The organism is Exiguobacterium profundum (genome assembly GCF_001909285.1).
In the GTDB taxonomy this organism is placed as follows: domain Bacteria; phylum Bacillota; class Bacilli; order Exiguobacteriales; family Exiguobacteriaceae; genus Exiguobacterium; species Exiguobacterium profundum.
The window spans coordinates 2,437,509-2,457,497 of sequence record NZ_MRSV01000001.1 but is presented as its reverse complement, the minus strand read 5'-3'; the positions used below and the strand labels follow the sequence as shown (position 1 = coordinate 2,457,497).

Here is a 19,989-nt window from a genome sequence, read left to right as displayed (position 1 = left end):
TTACTGCTTCACCTTTCTAACTTCGAATTTTGATTTGCTGAACTTTGGTTTAGATAGTTCCACCATCGAGCGATCATGAGTGGAGACTAGAAGAATTGATTTTGATTTATCTGTATACCGGATGAGTTCATCATAAAAGTCAATAAACTGCACAGCATCTCTTAAGTCATTACGATTTGGCCTATATCCATGCTGTATTTTTACCAGTAAGTTATACAATTTATAGTCAAGATCAAAAAGAATCTCCTTCCCATTTACGTCAAAACCGATTCGTATAAATGGACTGAAGCGATAAAAAGCATCATCTTTAGTTTCAGCACTGTCAAAGAGGCGTTGGTCTACGATTTCTTCCGCTTGGAATGGATATGCCACGCGATATTCATTATTCGTGCTGTCAACAAAGAGATAATTTTCTCGCGGAGATCCTTTCCATAAATAAATGACACTACGAATGAGTTCAAATAACGATTCGATATTCTCACCATCACCAAGGTAGTACGCCTTTACATATTGTAAAAAATTCATATAGGACTGATCGACTTCTTTTGGATTTAGGAGTGAGTAGCTACGCACTAGAAATGCTCCCAAAGTATTTAGTTTACTTTCGTTTTCTGGTGTATGATGTATGAAACTATATACGTCTCCAATCTCTTTTAATTCATTCTTAGCAATTTCTTGAGGATGCTGTGACAGCACATACTTGGTGATTAATTCATCAAAGTATGGAATACGGAATGAAATCGGATCATTTTGATGTAATGAACTTAGAATATTAGAGCGATCAGGATGACCAAAAATCAGATTTGGTAATGCTGCTTCCGGTCTCTCACGGTCGAGATTTAAGTCTGATGGAACTAAGATATCGAAAATAAAATTGTAAAATGCACGAGTAGAAATAATGAGTTTTTCTTTTACCATGGCTTGAATGATTACATTGACAACAGATTCACGTACAGATGGATTAGATAAGAAATCATAGTTGTCATGCACAATAGAGCGATGACCATGATTTGTATCTTCTAGATATGCAGTATAAAACGGGTTTTCATTTGATTCAGAAACGATTTTCTCGAGAATGCTAGTGAAAAAGAAAGAGTGGGCTCCTTCTTCACCGACACTATATGTTTGAAAACCTGCGATATTCAATAGATGGATAGAATCTAAAGAGTAGACGATATGCTCTCCATGTCCAAAAATGTCTGATGCATCGATAAACTTTCTGAGTGAGTCATATCGGTTTTCAGACTCGGCAAAACTATAGAAATTGTGTAGTACACCTAGGTTGATGGCAATCAATAGATGTTTTGTATTTGAGTCTTGTCTGTAGAAAGATGACATGACATTATCTAAAGTTTCGATCGAACTCTTAGATGGATCAAATGACTCGGTTGAATCGTTATGAATCCTAACGTTAGTGACCAAGTCCGGATATTTTTCTTTTACATAAGCGAGCAAATGACTTTTCCCGTCCCCAACACTACCGCTCAATAAAATCAGTTGAGGAGTTGATTCCGCATTAACTTTTTCTAATGTTTCAAGAAGAGAGTTTTGAATCGGACGATTGATGTGCATATACTCTCGAAACAAACCAAAGCTGTCAGCGTTAACGACTGACTCTTTAGAAGATGACTGGAGCATTCGTAAACGTTCTAATAAAATACTAGTTTCCAATTCAGTTGATGGTTGGGATGGTTCATCAATATGTTCATGAACCGACTCATCCATTTCGATTTCTTCATTCATTTCCTCTTCTTCATTTTTTGCTGAAAAATCATTTTCCATATAAAATTCCTCAGAAGTTTGCTGTTTTTGTACACTATCGGATTCGTATAGAGAATTAGGGGGCATCATGAATACATCTGAAGTTTCAACAATAGCATCAGTCATATTCTCTTTGAAAGAGTCATCAAAGGACTCTTCAGATTCTTGTAGAAATACTTCTGTTAGTGCAATTAATTTTTCGAATGCCTCCATTGTCTCTGTTTTCAATAAGTTACGTTTTGTATATAAATCACTTATTTCTATGTAACGGTGGGCCCACTTCAATTCTTTCATAGAAGCGTTAAGTTCAACTTTAAGTTTTTGCCAACCATGTTTGATAACATGTCGAGCAAAGTATCGTTCCGAGAGAGCGGGACGCCCGGTTTTTTTAGCTAACATATACATTCGCTTCAAAGTTAAAGATTGAAAAATACCATCTAAGTAAACCATGGCCTCTGTGGGTGAATCAGTCATCCACTTACTAAATTCATCGTAAGTGAATTTGGTATCTTCATCCGGTACTAGATTTGTAACTAAAAATGACCAATTCTTTTGGGTATTCATTGTTAATTTCCTTCCTACTCAACATGATATTTTACAAACATTGTAACAAAATATAGAATCATAATCATCGATTCTGATCATTTAATGGAAACCATAACTAAAAAAGTTTCGGGTGTTATTCTTAGAGTGATTTATACCTATGCATTTACTAAAATGTAAATAGATGATTGAGAGGAGATATGACATGATTTATAACAAATTAGTAAGAGACAACATCCCTGAAATCATTCACGAATCAGGAAAAATCCCGATTGTGAAGCAACTTACTCAAGCCGAACACTTCGAGCAATCACGATTGAAACTTTACGAAGAAATCAAAGAGTATGAAGAAACGAACATTGATGAAGAGTCTCTTGAAGAGTTAGCTGACATTTTGGAGTTGGTCTATACACTCGGAAATATGCATGGGGCAGACTTCGATGAATTGAACCGCATACGTGAAGAGAAACGCAAAATACGTGGCGGTTTTGAAAAAGGTCTATTTTTAGAAGAGGTCCTCGATCATGAGTGATTTACGACTCCATACGAGCAATCTTGGCATCCCTTTACAAGAACACATAGACGCGGCGACTGAAATTTATATGGTCGTCGCGTTTGCTCAAGTGTCGGGAGTGAAGGAATTATCGGCTTCTTTAAGAAAAGCGAGTGAACGTGGCGCTCAAATCAGAATCTTGTTAGGAGACTATCTGTACCTCACCGATCCTGATGCATTGGATATGTTATTCCAAATACCGAATGTTGAGCTCCGGCTATACCGCTCAAAAGGGAGGTCGTTCCATCCAAAGGCATATTTGTTCCGTACAATAGAAAGCGGTACGTTTTTTGTAGGTTCCTCGAATTTGTCGCATAGTGCGTTAAATCATGGTGTCGAATGGAATGTTGAAATTCCTTCGAATGTATCAGAGGAAGTGTTTGAAGAGTCAGTCGCTGCGTTCCATGAATTATTTTATAGTGAATATGCGCAAATAATGAATCCAGTCTCGTTACAGCCTTATCGCGAAGAGTATGAAGCGCGAAAGGATCGAACGAAAGAATTGGAGGTCGCTGAACATTCTCCCGTCTACATAGAAGATGATTCGATTACCCCGACGTCTGTCCAAGACGCAGCGTTATTGGCACTCCGAGAAACGATGGCGGAAGGTCGGAAAAAAGCGATGCTCGTCTTGGCGACAGGATTAGGGAAAACGTATTTGAGTGCATTCTTTGCACGACAATTCAAACGTGTCCTTTTCGTCGCACATCAAAGAGAACTTTTGTTACAAGCAGAAAAGTCATTCCTCAATGTGGCGACCGACTGGAAGACCGGGTTACTACTCGGTGGTGAATCAAGAAATCAAGATACTGCTGACGTCGTGTTCGCCTCGATTCAAACGTTAGCTTCGAAACAAAGAATGGAGCAATATGACCCGGAGCAATTCGATTTGATAATCGTGGATGAGTTCCATCATTCGGCTGCTCCTTCCTACCGTCGGGTGCTAGATTATTTTCAACCGAAGTTCTTACTCGGTTTGACTGCAACGCCTGACCGTTTAGACGGAGGAGACGTATATGCACTTTGTGATGATAACGTCGCCTTCCAGATGCACTTTACGGAAGCGATTGAAGAATCGTTTTTAACCCCGTTTCATTACGTTGGAATCTATGATGAAATCGACTACTCTCAGATTCGTCTGATCAATGGACGTCGTTACGATCAAGAAGAGTTATTGGCAGAACAGTTAAAAGAAAGTGTTGCTGAGAAGATTTATAGAGCTTGGTCAGAGCATCATCAATCGAGAGCACTCGGCTTTTGTTCTTCCGTTATACAAGCTGAATATTTGGCTGATTATTTCAGGAGGCAAGGAGTACAAGCGGTAGCACTTCATAGTCAGGCCGATTATGATCGAACGGAAGTAATTACCCAATTAAAGCAAGGACAATTGGACATCATTTTTTCAGTGAATCTATTTAATGAAGGTGTAGATATTCCTGAAATCGATACGCTATTGTTCTGTCGTCCGACTGAATCATTGACAGTGTTCACCCAGCAAATCGGACGAGGACTACGTCTATCAAAAGGAAAGACACATTGTACGATTATCGATTTGATTGGGAACTATAAAAACATTGATAAGAAACTGGCGTTATTGACGACAGGCGGTCCAGATTCACTGAAGAAGGTTCCAACATCAAATAACTTACCTACTTCGTGTACAATCGAATTTGATTTAGAGACTGTCGATCTTTTGAAGAAAATGATGACTCGTCCTTCGACACGACATCAATTATTAGAACGAAATTATTTCATGGTGAAGGAAGAACTAGGGAGACGACCGACCTACCTAGAACTAATCCAACGAGGCGAATATTCATTGGAAGCTTATCAATCCGAAAGGAAGCACTTTGGTGGCTTCTTCGGCTTTTTAAAGAAGATTGGTGAGTTAACAGACAGTGAGTTAAGTGTTTTTGAAAATATGTATCCTCTTTTGTACGAAGTGGAGGATACAAGAATGACAACAAGTTATAAGATGGTTGTATTATCCGTCATGTTAGAGCGGGGAGAACAAATGTGGTACACTCCTTTGAAAGCATCTGATTCCGCTTATCCGTTTTATGATTACTTGACGAGCGTACCTTATCGTCAACAGATTGATGGAAAGACAAAAGACTTTCAGCAACCTTTCCATCAACAACGGATTGAAAAATTGTTGTTGCGGATGCCATTCGATAAAATTGCCAAAGGACCGTTTTATGTAGAAAATGAAAGCCTACATATCGAATTCAATGAAGCGCTCCGCAATCCGGTAGTTTATGAATGGGTGAGCCAGATTGTAGAAGTTCGCTTACATTACTACTTCAGTCGGAAAGCACAACGATCATCAGATTGATTGATTTAGTGATGTTGAATGAAAAATTAGAGAGGTGGGGATAAGGTGAAACGCCTGTTACTACGTAAAATCCAATTCGCCCTCCAACACCACGGTGGGACAGCATCTTTAAAAGACATTTATGCGTATGTCGAAAAATCATACTATCAACTCGAACTCGATCGATATAAAGATTGGAAAGGGCACATCAATAAACAGATTCGTGCGCATTCCAGTGATTCGGCGAGCTTTACCGGAAAAGAAGACCTCTTTTATTCCACGGGAAATAAAGGCATTTGGGGTCTTAGATAATCCAATAACTAACGAAAGCGGGACCAATTTCACTTGGTTCCGCTTTCAATGTTTACAAAACATCACACCCTATTGTCACACAATGTTCATTCCTGTACACTTCGATATTGTGTGCTAAAAATTATGTTAGGGGTTAGTCAATGGAACTTGTACAGCAATTATCTCAAATGCAACTCATCAACCAATTCTGGTTGCTTATGGCCTTCGTCATTCCAATGGTCATTTTATCTCGTATGGTCGTGGCTGGGACGCGCTTCTCACCGATCCTCGTCATCGTCATCTTCGGTCTCGGTCTCGGATTCGGTATGGTCGAGCTCGGTATCGCGACGCCGGGTCTTCCTGAATTCCCGCTCGTCGACTTCTTGTCACGGACGACGATCATTGCGTTAGTCGTTTCATTCTTCGTCGGCGGACAAGAACTTCGTAAAATCTTGAGTAAACAAGAGCTCGACATGGAGGACATCGTCATTCCTGCCAAAGAGGAAATGTTCCTCGGGACAGGACGTACGCAGTTCATCTTCATCCTTCGTTCGTTCTTCTTGCTCGTCGGTTTGGAAGGGTTCTTCCGTATGGCAATCGAGCCAGGTACGGCAGAAGGGATTGCGCTTTACTACCCAATCCTCGCACTCCTCGGTCTTGCCGTGTCGTTCTTACTCATCGACCATAAAGCACAAATTCAGGACAAGAAAGTATACATGCAAAAAGGTCTTATCGAGACAGTTCTCTTGCTTGTCATCTTGTTCGTTTCGTTCTTGATTGCGACAGCGATTCAGCCAATTATCGCACTTCCGCAAATCTTCTTCGCGATGTTGATTTCGTCAGCACTCGGTGCCATCTTCCATAACTGGACGTATGGACCGACTGTCCGCGCGCTTCTCTTCGCAGGGATTCCGGTCGTCTTGGCTGCCAACTTCATGGTCGGGGGTTCAAGAATCGGTGACGCGTTCGCAATCGAAGGCATGAATTCGATTCTCGTGTACGGTTTCTTCGGTCAGTTGTTCTGGATGTTCGGTGGAATCGCACTCATCATGTGGTTCGCTCGCACGGGTCACATCCGTAACCTCGCACCAGGTATGGCAGGTTCACTTTCACACAGTGGTCTTACAGGAGCGTGTACGGCTGGTGACTTCGGTCAAGTAGCAGCGAAACGTGCGCCAATCATGATCAACATCCCGTTCTTCGGACATATCTTCGTCTTCTCCATCCTCGCGGTCAGTGCCGACAACGGTGCTCTCTGGATTTGGCCGACAGCCATCATCGTCTTGGTCGGTCTCGTACTCACTGCGCTCGCGTTGAAAAACTTACGCGCGGCGAACGGGGAAGACTTCAAAGAAGTCAAAGCCCTTATGCAGTTCTCGTTCGGGTGGCAGATGATGGCCGTCTTCGGTGGTCTCGTCATCTTGACGTTCAGCACGATCGCATTCGACTACACGACGATGGCACAATCGTCAGCGATCTCGCACTTCGGCTTGTTCGCAGCGGTTCAAGGTGGAATGTTCGGGACGGAAGCCTCGCTTCTCATCCCGCTCATCTTCTCGATGCCGTTCCTCGTGCACCCAATCGTCTTCTACATGTTCGGGAAAGCGCTCGACAACAATGGCGAAATGCCACGTGTGCCGGTATATGCGATGGCGCTCGTTGGTGTCGTCGGTGTATCTGCTGCGATTTTCGCCTTATAATAGGACTCCGCTCTGACTTCGGTCAGGGCGGTTTTTTTGATGAAATCGATATGATGAACAATTAACTGTGAAGAGGGGGAACGTGTATACATAGTCGCTCATTACTTTAGTTGAATGAATTGTAATTAGAGTCTGGATTTTAAATAATCTTATAGATGAGCTTGACTAAGCAGTCATAATCTACTTCAAAGAACTATATTTTATTCAATTTATAGGTGAAATTGTGACTTGCGCAAACAAATTAAAGTTGTAAAGAAATCTCGTTTACTATGAAAAAATATTTTATTTGTACAAGACGAAAGAACATTTCGATTTTCTATACAAATTAGTACTGAATCCACTGTAAAAAGTAAAACAGAGAACCATTCATTGTTTGAGGTGATGATTTTCTGTTGAATAGCATTTAAAAAAATAATAAGTCACGATACTCTGATTAAATGCAAGTTAGATAATAATCATCTAAATATTTTTAAACGCACTATAAAGTGTTTTTAATTTTCGATGTATTGAATCAATCCATTTCCATACTGATTAATTGGACCTAAATTTATAGAGTTTTGCTCTAATTTTGCTATTAAGTTTTTTCTTTCTTCATTGTTGAGTAATAAGGAAACAACAGCAGTGGCATATGCGGTTGAAAAAGATGTTCCTGATTGAGATTCGATTTTACCGTCTAGGTTTAGAACAGGCACTTCCACTCCTGGTGCTACAAAATCGACTTTTCCTTTAGCGGCATATGCATAGATTGATTTATTTTTATCAATAGCAGAAATAGATAGTACTTCTTCATAGCGGGCGGGGTAATCTGTCGATAAACCGAGTGTATTACCAGCAGCTGCTAAGATTATGATTCCGGCATCGTGGGCCCTCTTAATAGCATTCTCTAAAGATTTATCATGATGGGAAAAACCGTAGCTCATGTTAATGATATCTACGTTTTGTTTTATAGCCCAATCAATTCCTCTAACTGTATTATCAAGTTCTCCGTTTGCTTGGTCATCTAAGGTTTGAACATCATACAAATGTATATTCTCGTTGATTCCAATCTTTGAATTTTCAAAAGAGGTAGCGGCGATGATACTTGCAATCATAGTTCCGTGAGGATGTATAGCTGAAGTATTCGAAGAACTATCTAGCGTATTATACTGTTTGATAACGTACTTATGTAATTGAGTAATATCACTATTGATTCCTGTATCCATTATCGCAATCTTAATTGGTTGTTTAGAGGATGATAATTTGTTTTTAGTTAACGAAAGAGCACAATGCGTCCAATTTTGTTCACACTCCATTCCTTGCTTGATATTCGTTGAACGATCACTCCCTGTTACGATTGTTGAAATCAAAACTACTACTGCTAGAGTGCATATTTTTAGTTTGATCATATTGATTTTCCTTTCTGAGTAAAACTTAATACTGAATAAAAAACGCTATTTTAAAGTTTATATTGAGTCTTTCTTTTCTTAAATTACTTCTTTATATTTTTTTGATAATTGTTTGTTTCATTCTTAATTTAAAGAATCTGAATATACCAAGGCTACTACACAATTTGATAACGTGTTTTACCAACTATCAGTTCGTACGATGAGATTCATGAAAAAGTAAGAGAAGATAGTTATTTTAAACACTAGATATAATAAGTAGAGTGGATATTTTTAATTAAAGCCATTAAGGATAAAAACGTAAGTAATAAACGATGTTCGTCTGTTCTTTTCATAAAAAAAAGTACTGCTGCCAACGTGATAAATCCGAAAGGCGCAAGAAAGTAACTTGCGACAATGGTCAAAACCAATGCACAGTGTCTCATCTCAGATCGAACACTATTTTTTCGGACGTTTATTTTCTCTTCAGTAAGAACTGAATTTTCAAGAATATTGTCTAAAGAAACGTTATAGATTTCACAAAGTAATTTCAAATTTTCAATATCTGGTATAGATTTACCATTTTCCCATTTGGATACTGCTTGCCTGGTGATGTTAAGTTTGTCAGCAATTTGCTGTTGTGAATATTTATTTTCTAATCGTAACTGTTTTAATCTCTTTTTCAATTTACAGTTCATAACTCTTTACACCCCTTAAAAGACTGATACGACAACAATGCCACTATTAGTTTACATTAAAAAAACCAATGAGGAACCGATAGTTTCTTTTTTGAAAAGCTAGTATAGTTCAGAATGATTATATGATTTGTAAGATAAATACATTGAATAAAGATGGGGGAGGGAGTAATTTTATTGGAAATAGTCACTGCTATTTTCTTTTCTTATTTTGTCAAACAAATCAGTACGATTATTTATTTGGGTTATTCGATTTTAGAAAACAGGGGGATATATTATGAGAAGTTTAATAACAAAATTAATTGTAATTACATTAATATTTAGTTCAGTAATCAGTGGTTCCAACGTTTCGGCATCAGATTCAAAAAAATCAGAGATAAATATAATCGAAGAAAAAGTTCAAGAAATCCAGAGTAATCCGTCTTCTACAGAAGATATTGATGTTCAAGAAGAGTTAGGGTTGAATGATGAAAATTTGGACATGAAATTATTAACGTCAGGTTCTCAAGATGTCCTAGTAAATTCGAATATTGAAATCGATAATCAAAGTATTGAATCGAATATTATTTTTAATGAAGAGGATTTAGAGATTAAGGCTACTATCTCTTCAAATGATACTGAAAATAGTATTAAAGAAGTTTATACTGTAGAAATCAATAGAATCGAAGGGGAGAACTTCGAGGGGGAAATCAGGAGCTTAAATAGTGGTGAAACATTTTCTGTAAATACGATTGAAGCTTCTGCATCTGTACTTCCGGCTCTAATCCCGCTTATTCTTAGAGCTGGTCTGCAATACGTGATTAAGCATTACGGTAAAAAAGTCGCTATGCAGGCTATGATTGATTTAGGAGTTTCACAAATTACAAAAGCGTATGGTGGAGTAGTTAAAGATGCTAAAAATGGTAAAGGTAAGGTAATTACGATACCAAATAAGAAGCAAGAAATTGTTATTCGATTAATGGAAGCTGGATCCGGTGGGCGTAAAGAAGCATATTGGAGAATGTCTGTCGGTAACAAGGCGTTAAACCGAGCCGGTAACTTTTCGAATAACGCTTCTGAAACTCACATTACATTGCAAGAGTCATCTCCATCAACCATTATTTCGCTTATAAAAAAATTTAAAAAGTGAATGAGGTAAGGGAAAATGAATGAGAACGAAATCAAAATGAATGAGTCTTTAGAATTCTTGGTCAACGGTTGGGAAATTGCAAAGTTAGATATCGATTACTTCAATGAGACGATTACACTCTTGGTAGAAAGTGTAAAACAGCAATCTATATTAAAAACACGAGTTTCTTTCAAAGAGGTTCTTTCATACTATGTTTATCAAGAAGAAGTCGTTTATAATGAAGATCCTTATGAAACGTATAGACTTAACAACCGTGAGAAAGATGATAGTTCTTTCGTCAGCGAGATTGGTTATCACCCAAATGGATTTGCACACATAAAAATTAAGAGCTTAGATTCTGAATTAACAGCGATTGAAGAAATAACATCAAAGACTAACTTATATTTTCAAGTGAACAACAAAGATCATTTCTTTATCGAATGCAATGTCATTGAAATCAATGACGAGACTTTTGAAGACTTGATTCAAACGAGCGATAGTTTAAGAATTACTTAATACTTTTCCAGTCATACAAGGAACGGATGTCTACTAATGATGGCTATCTACCTTTTCTTGAAGAAATACCTGTCGAAACTGTTGTTATCAAGAATCTTTCCATTGTACTGGAACGATGACACTCAATAAAAAAGCGTCCGACCATTTCTCAGGTCGGACGCTTTTTCTGTCATAAGATCACCATCGAGATCAACGTCAAGATGGCAAGCCCACCTTGTGTCAGGATAATCTTCTTGTCACTCGTGATACTGCCATATAGGGCAACGAGAATGATATAGAGCAGAATCATGGTGACAATCTCGACCGGGTTGGGGGAAAGATAGAGTCCGTACAAGAGTCCGACCCCAATCAATCCGTTATAGACGCCTTGATTTTTGAACAAAACCGACACCGAGTCTCTCGTTAGCTCGTCTTTCGACATACGGAAGACGCGTGACGTCGACGAGGATGCCGTCGCAATCGTCTCTAAATAGAAGATATAGAAGAATTCGATGGCGACAAGCGTTCCGAACACAAGGGTGAGCGTCGACATATTAGTTGACCGCTGCTACTTGTACGACTGGTTTTGCAGACACGTAGTTCGCCACGTTTTGTGCGAAGTTGATGAGGACCTGGTTTTGGTTGTGCTGCTCGAGAGCGGCTTGGTCTTCCCAGTTCTCGATCATGACGAAACGGTTCTCGACAGACGTTGACTCGTATAGGTCATATCCGACGCAGCCCGCTTCTTGTTTTGATGAGTCGATCAAGACTTGGATGTCACGCAAGAAGTTCTCGCGTTGTGATGCTTGGATATCGAATGTGGCGTTGACTAAGATCATGGTTGATTCCTCCGATTGTGTGGTGAATTATTTGAACGATGTGACCGTTTGAGCGTCAAGACGGACTGATTCGTAACCTTCTTCTGCTGCTTTCCCTACAGACAAGATCATGACTGGTACGTAGCGATCTTTATCGAGACCGAACGCTTCTGCAAGCTGGTCTTTCTCGAAACCACCGATTGGGTTCGTGTCATAGCCGTGTGCACGGGCTGTGAGCATGAATTGCATCGCTGCAAGACTCGCATCGATTTTCACGATGTCGTTCATCTCTTGTTTCGAGAGGTTTTTGTAGTAAGGGATGATTGCGCCGAGCTGTTGGTCACGCACTTCTTGTGGCATTTTGCCTTCTGCGACCGCTTGATCGTAGATTTGTTCGCCGTACTCGTAGCACTCCATGTCTCCGAAGATGAGGAGCATCGCAGAAGACGTGTCGTTTTGACGTGTGTTGAAACGGATGAGTGGTTTGAGCGTCTCTTTCGCTTCTGGGCTCTCGACGACGACGAAGCGCCATGGTTGCATGTTGACCGATGATGGGGCAGTCGTTGCTTCTTGAATCATCTCGAGCATTTCTTCTTGTGAGATTTTCACGTTCTCGTCATAGACACGGATTGATTTACGACCGAACATAACGTCTGTAAATGTATTGTTTTCGAATGTAGTTGCCATTGGTGAATTCCTTCTTTCTCTGTTTAGGTGTGACTGTTCAATTTTTGAAGCAGTCCGGATAAGTGTTGAATCTCTTCAGCGGACAAGGCTTGTAAGACGAGGTGGTTGGTCTGTTCGTCTCGTTCGCAGTGCCCGAGGTCTTGCTCTGCTTTCTCTGTCACACGGACGAACATCTCGCGATGGTTCTCCGCGTTTCGCTCTCTGACGACATACCCTTTCTCTTCAAGGATTTTCAAATGTCGGGTGATGGCGGCATTGTCGATTTTCATCTCTTCTTTAATCACGCGTTGCGAACAAACGCCTCGTTCTTTGACGACTTGTAACATCTCGTAGCGGGTCAGGCTGAAGCCCGTCTCCCGTTCGAACGACGATGCGACGTTTTGTTCCGCCAACTTGATTTGGTAAAGTAATCGGCTGATTTCACGTAGGTCCATTGCGTCCCACCTTTCTCAATTGACTTATCAATCGTTGACTTGTCAAACGATACAACGTTTTGGATTGCCTGTAAAGTCAAACGCTCGAAAAAGACGACACCGGATTATTGTGTCGTCTCCTCTTCGATAGGGGTGCCATCAAATCGATATTCTGTCGTGAATGTCGTCTCGTCGAATCCATACATTCGGTCGTAGGCATTCAAGTCCTCAATCGTCCGCACGTCGAGGAAGGACGGGTCGATGTCAGACGCTTTGCGCGTGAACATCATGTACCGTTCTGTGTAATCGTCATTTCCTCCAGGCTTTCCGTCGAACGAGAAGTGAATCCAATAGACATCGGATTCCACTACGCGCATGACGTCGAGAATCCGTTGTTTCTGTTCGTCCGTATTGTTCCAGTCTTCATGAAACATGATCGAGACGTCGAGATACGTCTTCGGATTCGTTTCATAGATGGACGTCGGGGTCGGGCTGACTTTTGCTTGCGCATCATCGGACACTCCGGTCGGTACTTCCGCACGGACGGTCTCTTCTTCTTTTATGATTCCTTGCGACACGAGTCGCTCGTGAATCGTCCGCTCTGCCTCGCGTTCCCAATACGTCTCGAGCACGTTATCGTGGATGGAGCCGTCACCATACGTTTCAAGATAGTAAGTTCCAACGAATGGTTCTTTCGTCAATGTCATTTCCCCGATATAACCGCCCATATGCCAGTCGCGAGACAGTTCGATATCGGCTTGTTCGTTGTACGTTTCCTTCACATACGCGGTATAAGTCTCCCGTGCCTCTGACTTTTCAAGCGTCGTATATACGAAGAGGCCGCCAGCAAGAAACCCACCGGCCATACCTGCCAGTAATCGTTTTTTAATCATTTCGTCACCTCTCGTTCAATCTACCTGATATTGAAGGAGAATACCTCGGTCCAAAGTCTTATTCAAATCATTTCCATTTCGCTGTAAACTAAAAGTGCCCTCAAAGAACTATTGTAATTGCGTGTACTAATACATATAATACACTTAAAGAGTAACATTGATTATGAGAGGGTGTGACCCATGTTATACAAAATCGATATGAAAAGTTCAGAACCGCTATACGAGCAAATCGTCAATCAAACGAAAGAACTTGTTATCCGTGGAATTTTACGACCAGGAGATAAGGTGATGTCCGTGCGTGAACTCGCCACCGATCTCGTCATCAATCCGAATACGGTCAGTAAGGCGTATCAGGAGTTGGAACGGCTCGGGCTGCTCGAGATGCGACGTGGACGTGGGACGTTCGTCTCCGAGGACTGGGTGGACGATGATGCGGCACGTGAGCCGGTCATCGCCTCGATCAAAAAGATTGCGATCGATTGCCACTATGCGAACGTGCCGTTAGACGAAGCCATTGACGTATTGCGAACGGAATATGAGAAAGTAGGGAAATCCAATGCTGAAAGTTGAACAGTTAAGTAAAAAAATTGACCGTCAAACGATACTCGATGGCATCGACTTTACGGTCGAATCTGGAGAAATTATTGCGCTCGTCGGACGTAACGGTGCCGGTAAGACAACGCTTCTCCGCACGATGGTCGGCATCATTCGCCCAGATATGGGCGACGTGCTCTATGGTTCGAAAAGTATCTTTAAAGATGCGGGATTGAAGCGTGACGTCATCTTCGTACCGGATTCAGCCGATGCGCTCAAAAATTATACGGTGAACGAGGCGACGGACCTGTATGAATCGATCTATCCATCCTTCAACCGTACCGTCTTCCGTGAGACATTGACACGATACAACATCGACAACAAAAAGATCCGCCAGCTTTCTAAAGGACAAAAGGCACTCGTGACGTTATCACTCGCCTTCGCCGTCCAAGCGAAGTACTACCTGCTCGACGAACCGACGGACGGACTTGATGTCGTCGCCAAATCCGATGTGTTAAAACTGATGATTGCCCAAGTCGAGAATCGGAACTGCTCAATCATCGTCTCAAGTCACCAACTCCATGAACTCGAACGCATCGCTGACCGCATCATCATGATTGAGAATGGACGTGTCAAAGCGATCTTGTCACTCGAAGAGGCACGTGCCCTCAGCATCAAGTGGCAAGTCGTCTTCAACGACCATGTCCCGGTCGAACTGCTCGAACGAAAAGATATCGAAATCATTAGCGTGACGGGACGTGTCGTGCTGTTCATGGCGAAAGAACGGACGGAAGAGCTCGAAACGTTCATCGATTCATATAATCCGATGCTCATCGAAGAGATTCCGATGTCTCTTGAAGACGTCTTCCGTGTCCAGTTAGGAGGAGAAGCCCATGTTGTCTAAAGTATTGTTAAAGAAAGATTGGAAGCAAGTGTCGTTGCTTTGGATGCTGCTCGTCTTCTTAGGAGTCGTCGCCTTCACTGTGCCGGCTTGGACACAATTCGAACAGTTTGATGAGCAGATTAAAGATGCACGAGCGAATTCTGTAGATTACGGGATCCCGTTTGAAGAACGAGATCGCCTGACGGTTGAGTCCTTCTTCGACCCTGATTCGAGTTTAGCTTTCTATCTTGGTGACATAGGTGATGTCATTCCGGTAGGACCAGTTGTATTCTTATTCGTCGTGTTTAGTGCGCTCATGGCCACGTCGCTCATTGGTGCCGAACGAAACAGTCAAATGTCGGACTTTTCGATGTCGCTCCCCTTCACCCGCACCCAGCTGTACATATCAAAATGGGTGTTGGGGGCAAGTGGGATTATCATGTCCACGCTGTTAGGAAGTATCGCGATGTTTGCATTGGTCGCCACTTCCCGTTATTCCTTCTTATTAGAAGGGACCGTATTTAAATCGATCGTGATCGTCCTGTATATCGCCTTGATTGGGATCTCGTTATTCTCGTTGGCTTTATGGATGGGATCGTTCGGTGGGGAATCGATTTCTCAATCAGTGTGGTCGTTTGTCGCCTTGATTTTCCCGTTAGGAATTCTCGCATTGATTCAAGGATCAGCTTACTCGCTGACTGGTCGAGGTGATGCGTTGGGTTGGTTAATCGATTCAGCTTATGAAAGTGTATTTATTCAAGCCATCTCACCACTCGGTAACTTGATGAATTTATCTTTATATGAATACATTCGATCCGATCAGTATTGGCAAGAGTTCGTCACGATTAGCATTCCATCGTCTATCGTCTTTATTGTCTTGTCATTATGGTTAGGAGCTTGGATGTACAATCGTGCACCGCAAGAAAACAACGGTCGTTTCTTCATGTTCAACAACTGGTTATGGCTCGTCCACATTATCATCGTTGGATGTATCGCGATGTTCACAGGAATTGTGTTCACGACATTCACGTATCAAGCGAACAGTATGTTATACATCGTAGGCTTTGTGATCGGAGCGTTCTTAGCACACTTACTCGCTAAGCGTTTGCTTTATCGCTTCAACTTGAGACTCAAATCGTAAGGAGGGACACCTATGAAACGCTTCTGTCTGTTGCTCGTACTCGTCATTTCACTGGCAGGATGTATGAACCCGGAACCGGACGCCTTTGAATACAAAGGGGCGAAAGTCGGGGACAATGCAGCCGTCGTCGGCATTGCCGGAAGTTTGCCGCTACATGAATGCTATCGATCGGTCGAACTGCAGACGAAGAAGCGTCCTTATGGGTTGACCGTCCGTTACGAAGACCCGGGTATGGAACGAGCGGAACAAGAACATCTGGCGATTCGGAATGCGGCTGCCTATTTCACCCTCATCCCGAACGCCGAAATCGTCCGTTTTGCTTTCCCGAACCGGACCTATGCCTTCTCTCGACCTGAAATGGAGGCATGGTTCGGGACTGACTTCTCAAATATTCATCATGAAAAAGAATTGCAACAACTCATGAATCAGAAGCTTGAAAAACTGGATTCGAAAGATGCCTATTTTAGGCGGGTATGACAGCGATTGGATGACAAATCCAATCGCTTTTTTTGATATTTTCTGAAAATTATCGGGTAAAGGGTAGATGAAAGCGTTTTCTTAGCATTATAATAGGGTTAACTGAATGAGTATTCATTTCCAAGGAGGAACAGCGATGAACAAACCGTGGTTACAAGATTATCCAGAAGGAATGCCCCAGTCAATCGATTATGAGGTAAAGCCGCTCTATGAGGCGTTGTCTCGCGCAGCAAAGGATTATCCAAATCGTAAGGCCGTCTCCTTTATCGGAAAGGAGTGGACATTCGCGGAAATCGATGATGCCGCACGTCGACTCGGAACGATGCTTCAAGCGAAAGGGCTTGAAAAAGGCGACCGCGTCAGCCTCATGCTTCCAAACTGTCCTCAATACGTCATCTCGTTCTATGCCGTACTCTATGCAGGAGGGACGGTCGTCCAGACGAACCCACTCTATACGGAACGTGAGCTAGAAAACCTCGTCACGGACGCAGGTGTCAAAATCGTCATCACCCTCGACCTGTTATATCCGAAAACGCTTCGCGTCAGTGAGAAGACGGAGATTCAAACCGTGATCACGACGAGTATCGCTGATTACTTACCATTCCCGAAAAACAAACTGTATCCAATCAAAGTGAAACGTGAGAACAATATCGTCATCGATACGACCGGATCGACGCCGTTCAAAAATTATAAAGACTTTAACCCTATCACGCCACTCGACATCGAACCGAAAGAAGATGTCGCCGTTCTTCAATATACAGGGGGGACAACGGGACTTCCGAAAGGTGTCATGTTGACCCATTTCAACTTGACCGCGAACGCCGATCAAATCACGAACTTATTCTATAAGTACAATCGCGGGGACGAGAAACGCGTATTGTGTGTCGTGCCGTTCTTCCACGTCTATGGGATGTCTTGCTGTCTGAACTTTGGGGTCACGAACGGCTATGAGCTTGTCCTCGTGCCACGTTTCGAAGTGACGGATGTCTTAAAGACGATTCAGAAGAAAAAGCCACACTTCTTCCCGGGCGCACCAACGATGTATGTCGGAATCTTGAACGACCCGAAACTGAAGAAGTATGATTTGTCTTCGATTGAGGCGTGTATCTCGGGTTCGGCACCACTTCCAATCGAAGTGCAAGAGGAATTTGAGAAGATCACGGGTGGTCGCATTGTCGAAGGGTACGGTCTGTCTGAGACGTCGCCGGTCACGCATGCGAACTTCTTGTGGGATAAAAGGATTGTTGGCTCAATCGGTGCCCCGTTATCGGATACTTCTGCTAAAATAGTAAAAGCAGACGGAGAAACAGAGGCGGACATCGGTGAAATCGGGGAGATCATGCTGAGCGGTCCACAAGTCATGAAAGGCTACTGGCAGAAACCGGAGGAAACGGCAGCCGTCTTGAAAGATGGGTGGCTCGCAACCGGTGACCTCGGCTACATGGGCGAGGACGGGTTCTTCTATATTGTCGACCGGAAGAAGGACATGATCATCGCAGGTGGCTTTAATGTCTATCCGCGTGAAATCGAAGAAGTCCTCTACGAACATCCGGCCGTGAAGGAAGCGGTCTGTATCGGTGTCCCAGATCCATATCGGGGTGAGACGGTCAAAGCGTTCATCGTCCTTCGCGATGGCTCGAGTGTGAAGGAAGAAGAACTCGACAAACATTGTCGTGAGAAGCTTGCGGCCTATAAAGTGCCGAAGTTGTATGAGTTCCGCGACGAGTTGCCGAAGACGTTCGTCGGTAAGATTTTACGCCGTGTCCTCGTCGACGAAGAGAAGGCCAAACAAGTGAAACAAAGCAGTTGACACCAAGCGTACGCATGATAGAATAATAAATGAATGAACCATCATTCATTTTTCTGCAACGGTAAGGAGCTTGGGGTTAATGACAAATCATATTTCGAAAAGTGACCGAATCATTGATGCGGCGGTCAAAGTAATTGCCAATCATGGCTATCACGGTGCAAAGGTGACAGCCATCGCCAAAGAGGCGGGTGTCGCGGACGGCACGATCTATTTGTACTTCAAAAACAAGGAGCATCTCTTAATCGAATTGTTCCAAGCGAAGATGGGGCTGTTCATCGACTACTCGAAACAACAAATCGAGAGCGAGACGTCAGCTGGGAGTAAGTTGTATCAGTTGATTGAATCACATTTAAAGCAACTGTCGGCAGATTACGACCTCGCCGTCGTGACACAAATCGAACTGCGGCAGTCGAACTTGGTACTTCGCCAAAAAATCGGAGAAGTGCTCAAACCGTATTTGAACTTAATCGATTCTGTCGTCAAACATGGAATCGAGACAGGAGAGTTTGACAAGGATTTAGACTATCGACTCGCCCGTCAAATGATTTTCGGCACAATCGATGAGGTTGTGACGAGTTGGATGGCGAGCGGCTTCAAGTATGATCTGTTGTCGACGCTTCCAAATGTGCACCATATGTTGAAAAAAGGGCTTACGTAACAGTGAGCCCTATCACTAGCTCAAAAAATGAATGCTGATTCATGAATGATGGGAAGAATTGACTAAAGGGGGATCAACCATGAATATTTTTGTTTTGCTGAAACGTACGTTTGATACTGAGGAAGCGATTCAGCTCGAGAATGGGGAAATTCAAGAAGATGGCGCTGAGTTCATCATCAACCCGTATGACGAATATGCGGTCGAAGAAGCGATTCAAAAACGTGACGCACTCGGGGGAGAGGTCACGGTCGTCACGGTAGGACCAGAAGATGCGGATAAAGAATTACGTACAGCGCTCGCAATGGGTGCGGACAAAGCCGTTCGCATCTCAATCGAGGACGATGTCGAGGATGCGGACCATGTCACGATTTCAAAAGTGCTCGCCACATACTTGAAAGAACAGGACGCAGACCTCATCTTCGCAGGAAACGTGGCAATCGATGGCGGTAGCGGACAAGTCGCACCACGTGTCGCAGAACTTCTCGACATGAACTACGTGACGACGATCACGGGTCTTGAAATCGATGGTACAACGGCTACGGTCACACGTGACGTCGAAGGGGATACGGAAGTGATCGAAGTCGCACTCCCACTTCTCGTGACGGCACAACAAGGGTTGAACGAGCCACGTTACCCGAGCTTGCCAGGAATCATGAAGGCGAAGAAGAAACCGCTCGAAGAACTCGAACTCATGGACATCGATCTCGATGAAGATGAAATCGAAGCGAAAATCGAGACGATTGAACGATTCTTGCCAGAAGAGAAGAAAGCGGGCCGTATCCTTGAAGGCGACATGTCGACACAAGTGAGCGAACTCGTACAACTTCTTCGCACGGAAGCGAAAGTCATTTAAG

At 42.7% G+C, this 19,989-nt stretch carries 21 protein-coding genes; 13 read left to right on the top strand and 8 right to left on the bottom strand.

Translation table 11 applies throughout. The annotated features are described in order from the left end of the window. A complete protein-coding gene (dptF, locus tag BBB58_RS12685; protein WP_074037580.1) occupies positions 1 to 2,325 on the bottom strand; it encodes a DNA phosphorothioation-dependent restriction protein DptF in 2,325 nt (774 codons plus the stop codon). A 184-nt stretch (positions 2,326 to 2,509) separates the two neighbouring features. Between dptF and BBB58_RS12680 the strand changes: the two genes are divergently transcribed. From BBB58_RS12680 to BBB58_RS12665, 4 genes are all read left to right on the top strand, one after another. After that, positions 2,510 to 2,836, top strand: coding sequence for a nucleoside triphosphate pyrophosphohydrolase (locus tag BBB58_RS12680; RefSeq protein WP_031421338.1), 327 nt, complete (start codon positions 2,510 to 2,512; stop codon positions 2,834 to 2,836). Continuing rightward, the gene (locus BBB58_RS12675) at positions 2,829 to 5,192 is read left to right on the top strand and encodes a DEAD/DEAH box helicase family protein (protein WP_074037579.1); all 2,364 of its coding nucleotides are present in this window, start codon (positions 2,829 to 2,831) and stop codon (positions 5,190 to 5,192) included. The genes BBB58_RS12680 and BBB58_RS12675 overlap by 8 nt, the downstream gene beginning before the upstream one ends. Before the next feature lie 45 nt (positions 5,193 to 5,237). After that, entirely contained in the window at positions 5,238 to 5,483 is a 246-nt protein-coding gene (locus tag BBB58_RS12670; protein ID WP_074037577.1) for a hypothetical protein, read from the top strand. 140 nt (positions 5,484 to 5,623) lie between these two features. Continuing rightward, on the top strand, positions 5,624 to 7,162 hold the full coding sequence (locus BBB58_RS12665) for a hypothetical protein (protein WP_074037576.1): 1,539 nt from the start codon (positions 5,624 to 5,626) through the stop codon (positions 7,160 to 7,162). A gap of 491 nt (positions 7,163 to 7,653) precedes the next feature. Here BBB58_RS12665 and BBB58_RS12660 read toward each other — a convergent pair whose 3' ends face one another. Beyond that, entirely contained in the window at positions 7,654 to 8,547 is an 894-nt protein-coding gene (locus tag BBB58_RS12660) for a S8 family peptidase (RefSeq protein ID WP_084543102.1), read from the bottom strand. Positions 8,548 to 8,789: 242 nt separating this feature from the next. Continuing rightward, on the bottom strand, positions 8,790 to 9,221 hold the full coding sequence (locus tag BBB58_RS12655) for a helix-turn-helix transcriptional regulator (protein WP_074037572.1): 432 nt from the start codon (positions 9,219 to 9,221) through the stop codon (positions 8,790 to 8,792). Positions 9,222 to 9,495: 274 nt separating this feature from the next. Between BBB58_RS12655 and BBB58_RS12650 the strand changes: the two genes are divergently transcribed. Continuing rightward, positions 9,496 to 10,347, top strand: a complete 852-nt coding sequence (locus BBB58_RS12650) for an SAR2788 family putative toxin (protein ID WP_074037570.1) — start codon at positions 9,496 to 9,498, stop codon at positions 10,345 to 10,347. Between the two features lie 15 nt (positions 10,348 to 10,362). Next, positions 10,363 to 10,842 carry a YxiG family protein gene (locus tag BBB58_RS12645; protein ID WP_074037569.1) on the top strand — a complete coding sequence of 160 codons (480 nt, stop codon included), beginning with the start codon at positions 10,363 to 10,365 and terminating at the stop codon, positions 10,840 to 10,842. 169 nt (positions 10,843 to 11,011) lie between these two features. Here the strand turns inward: BBB58_RS12645 and BBB58_RS12640 are convergent, their stop codons facing one another. The 5 genes from BBB58_RS12640 to BBB58_RS12620 form a co-directional block, all read right to left on the bottom strand. Continuing rightward, entirely contained in the window at positions 11,012 to 11,374 is a 363-nt protein-coding gene (locus BBB58_RS12640) for a DUF1304 domain-containing protein (protein WP_074037567.1), read from the bottom strand. A gap of 1 nt (position 11,375) precedes the next feature. Further along, positions 11,376 to 11,660, bottom strand: a complete 285-nt coding sequence (locus BBB58_RS12635) for a putative quinol monooxygenase (protein ID WP_074037565.1) — start codon at positions 11,658 to 11,660, stop codon at positions 11,376 to 11,378. 27 nt (positions 11,661 to 11,687) lie between these two features. Next, positions 11,688 to 12,326 carry a nitroreductase family protein gene (locus tag BBB58_RS12630; RefSeq protein ID WP_031421356.1) on the bottom strand — a complete coding sequence of 213 codons (639 nt, stop codon included), beginning with the start codon at positions 12,324 to 12,326 and terminating at the stop codon, positions 11,688 to 11,690. A 23-nt stretch (positions 12,327 to 12,349) separates the two neighbouring features. Continuing rightward, the gene (locus BBB58_RS12625; RefSeq protein WP_074037564.1) at positions 12,350 to 12,760 is read right to left on the bottom strand and encodes a MarR family winged helix-turn-helix transcriptional regulator; all 411 of its coding nucleotides are present in this window, start codon (positions 12,758 to 12,760) and stop codon (positions 12,350 to 12,352) included. Between the two features lie 104 nt (positions 12,761 to 12,864). Then, a complete protein-coding gene (locus tag BBB58_RS12620; protein ID WP_074037562.1) occupies positions 12,865 to 13,632 on the bottom strand; it encodes a hypothetical protein in 768 nt (255 codons plus the stop codon). Between the two features lie 180 nt (positions 13,633 to 13,812). Between BBB58_RS12620 and BBB58_RS12615 the strand changes: the two genes are divergently transcribed. The 7 genes from BBB58_RS12615 (at position 13,813) to BBB58_RS12585 (ending at position 19,988) form a co-directional block, all read left to right on the top strand. After that, entirely contained in the window at positions 13,813 to 14,202 is a 390-nt protein-coding gene (locus tag BBB58_RS12615; RefSeq protein WP_074037561.1) for a GntR family transcriptional regulator, read from the top strand. Then, complete coding sequence (locus tag BBB58_RS12610; RefSeq protein ID WP_074037559.1) at positions 14,189 to 15,070, top strand: ABC transporter ATP-binding protein; 882 nt, start codon at positions 14,189 to 14,191, stop codon at positions 15,068 to 15,070. Before BBB58_RS12615 ends, BBB58_RS12610 begins: the two co-directional genes overlap by 14 nt. After that, positions 15,060 to 16,190, top strand: coding sequence for an ABC transporter permease subunit (locus tag BBB58_RS12605; RefSeq protein ID WP_074037557.1), 1,131 nt, complete (start codon positions 15,060 to 15,062; stop codon positions 16,188 to 16,190). Before BBB58_RS12610 ends, BBB58_RS12605 begins: the two co-directional genes overlap by 11 nt. Before the next feature lie 12 nt (positions 16,191 to 16,202). Beyond that, on the top strand, positions 16,203 to 16,667 hold the full coding sequence (locus BBB58_RS12600) for a DUF4825 domain-containing protein (protein ID WP_074037556.1): 465 nt from the start codon (positions 16,203 to 16,205) through the stop codon (positions 16,665 to 16,667). A 136-nt stretch (positions 16,668 to 16,803) separates the two neighbouring features. After that, complete coding sequence (locus tag BBB58_RS12595) at positions 16,804 to 18,477, top strand: AMP-binding protein (RefSeq protein ID WP_074037555.1); 1,674 nt, start codon at positions 16,804 to 16,806, stop codon at positions 18,475 to 18,477. Between the two features lie 79 nt (positions 18,478 to 18,556). Further along, entirely contained in the window at positions 18,557 to 19,135 is a 579-nt protein-coding gene (gene fadR / locus BBB58_RS12590; protein WP_074037553.1) for a fatty acid metabolism transcriptional regulator FadR, read from the top strand. Between the two features lie 79 nt (positions 19,136 to 19,214). Then, complete coding sequence (locus BBB58_RS12585; RefSeq protein ID WP_015881088.1) at positions 19,215 to 19,988, top strand: electron transfer flavoprotein subunit beta/FixA family protein; 774 nt, start codon at positions 19,215 to 19,217, stop codon at positions 19,986 to 19,988. Position 19,989 lies beyond the last annotated feature (1 nt).

Coding starts and splice junctions, on each gene's coding strand:
- dptF (WP_074037580.1), bottom strand. CDS start 2,325: ATGAATACCCAAAAGAATTGGTCATTTTTAGTTACAAATCTAGTACCG.
- BBB58_RS12680 (WP_031421338.1), top strand. CDS start 2,510: ATGATTTATAACAAATTAGTAAGAGACAACATCCCTGAAATCATTCAC.
- BBB58_RS12675 (WP_074037579.1), top strand. CDS start 2,829: ATGAGTGATTTACGACTCCATACGAGCAATCTTGGCATCCCTTTACAA.
- BBB58_RS12665 (WP_074037576.1), top strand. CDS start 5,624: ATGGAACTTGTACAGCAATTATCTCAAATGCAACTCATCAACCAATTC.
- BBB58_RS12660 (WP_084543102.1), bottom strand. CDS start 8,547: ATGATCAAACTAAAAATATGCACTCTAGCAGTAGTAGTTTTGATTTCA.
- BBB58_RS12655 (WP_074037572.1), bottom strand. CDS start 9,221: ATGAACTGTAAATTGAAAAAGAGATTAAAACAGTTACGATTAGAAAAT.
- BBB58_RS12650 (WP_074037570.1), top strand. CDS start 9,496: ATGAGAAGTTTAATAACAAAATTAATTGTAATTACATTAATATTTAGT.
- BBB58_RS12645 (WP_074037569.1), top strand. CDS start 10,363: ATGAATGAGAACGAAATCAAAATGAATGAGTCTTTAGAATTCTTGGTC.
- BBB58_RS12640 (WP_074037567.1), bottom strand. CDS start 11,374: ATGTCGACGCTCACCCTTGTGTTCGGAACGCTTGTCGCCATCGAATTC.
- BBB58_RS12635 (WP_074037565.1), bottom strand. CDS start 11,660: ATGATCTTAGTCAACGCCACATTCGATATCCAAGCATCACAACGCGAG.
- BBB58_RS12630 (WP_031421356.1), bottom strand. CDS start 12,326: ATGGCAACTACATTCGAAAACAATACATTTACAGACGTTATGTTCGGT.
- BBB58_RS12625 (WP_074037564.1), bottom strand. CDS start 12,760: ATGGACCTACGTGAAATCAGCCGATTACTTTACCAAATCAAGTTGGCG.
- BBB58_RS12620 (WP_074037562.1), bottom strand. CDS start 13,632: ATGATTAAAAAACGATTACTGGCAGGTATGGCCGGTGGGTTTCTTGCT.
- BBB58_RS12615 (WP_074037561.1), top strand. CDS start 13,813: ATGTTATACAAAATCGATATGAAAAGTTCAGAACCGCTATACGAGCAA.
- BBB58_RS12610 (WP_074037559.1), top strand. CDS start 14,189: ATGCTGAAAGTTGAACAGTTAAGTAAAAAAATTGACCGTCAAACGATA.
- BBB58_RS12605 (WP_074037557.1), top strand. CDS start 15,060: ATGTTGTCTAAAGTATTGTTAAAGAAAGATTGGAAGCAAGTGTCGTTG.
- BBB58_RS12600 (WP_074037556.1), top strand. CDS start 16,203: ATGAAACGCTTCTGTCTGTTGCTCGTACTCGTCATTTCACTGGCAGGA.
- BBB58_RS12595 (WP_074037555.1), top strand. CDS start 16,804: ATGAACAAACCGTGGTTACAAGATTATCCAGAAGGAATGCCCCAGTCA.
- fadR (WP_074037553.1), top strand. CDS start 18,557: ATGACAAATCATATTTCGAAAAGTGACCGAATCATTGATGCGGCGGTC.
- BBB58_RS12585 (WP_015881088.1), top strand. CDS start 19,215: ATGAATATTTTTGTTTTGCTGAAACGTACGTTTGATACTGAGGAAGCG.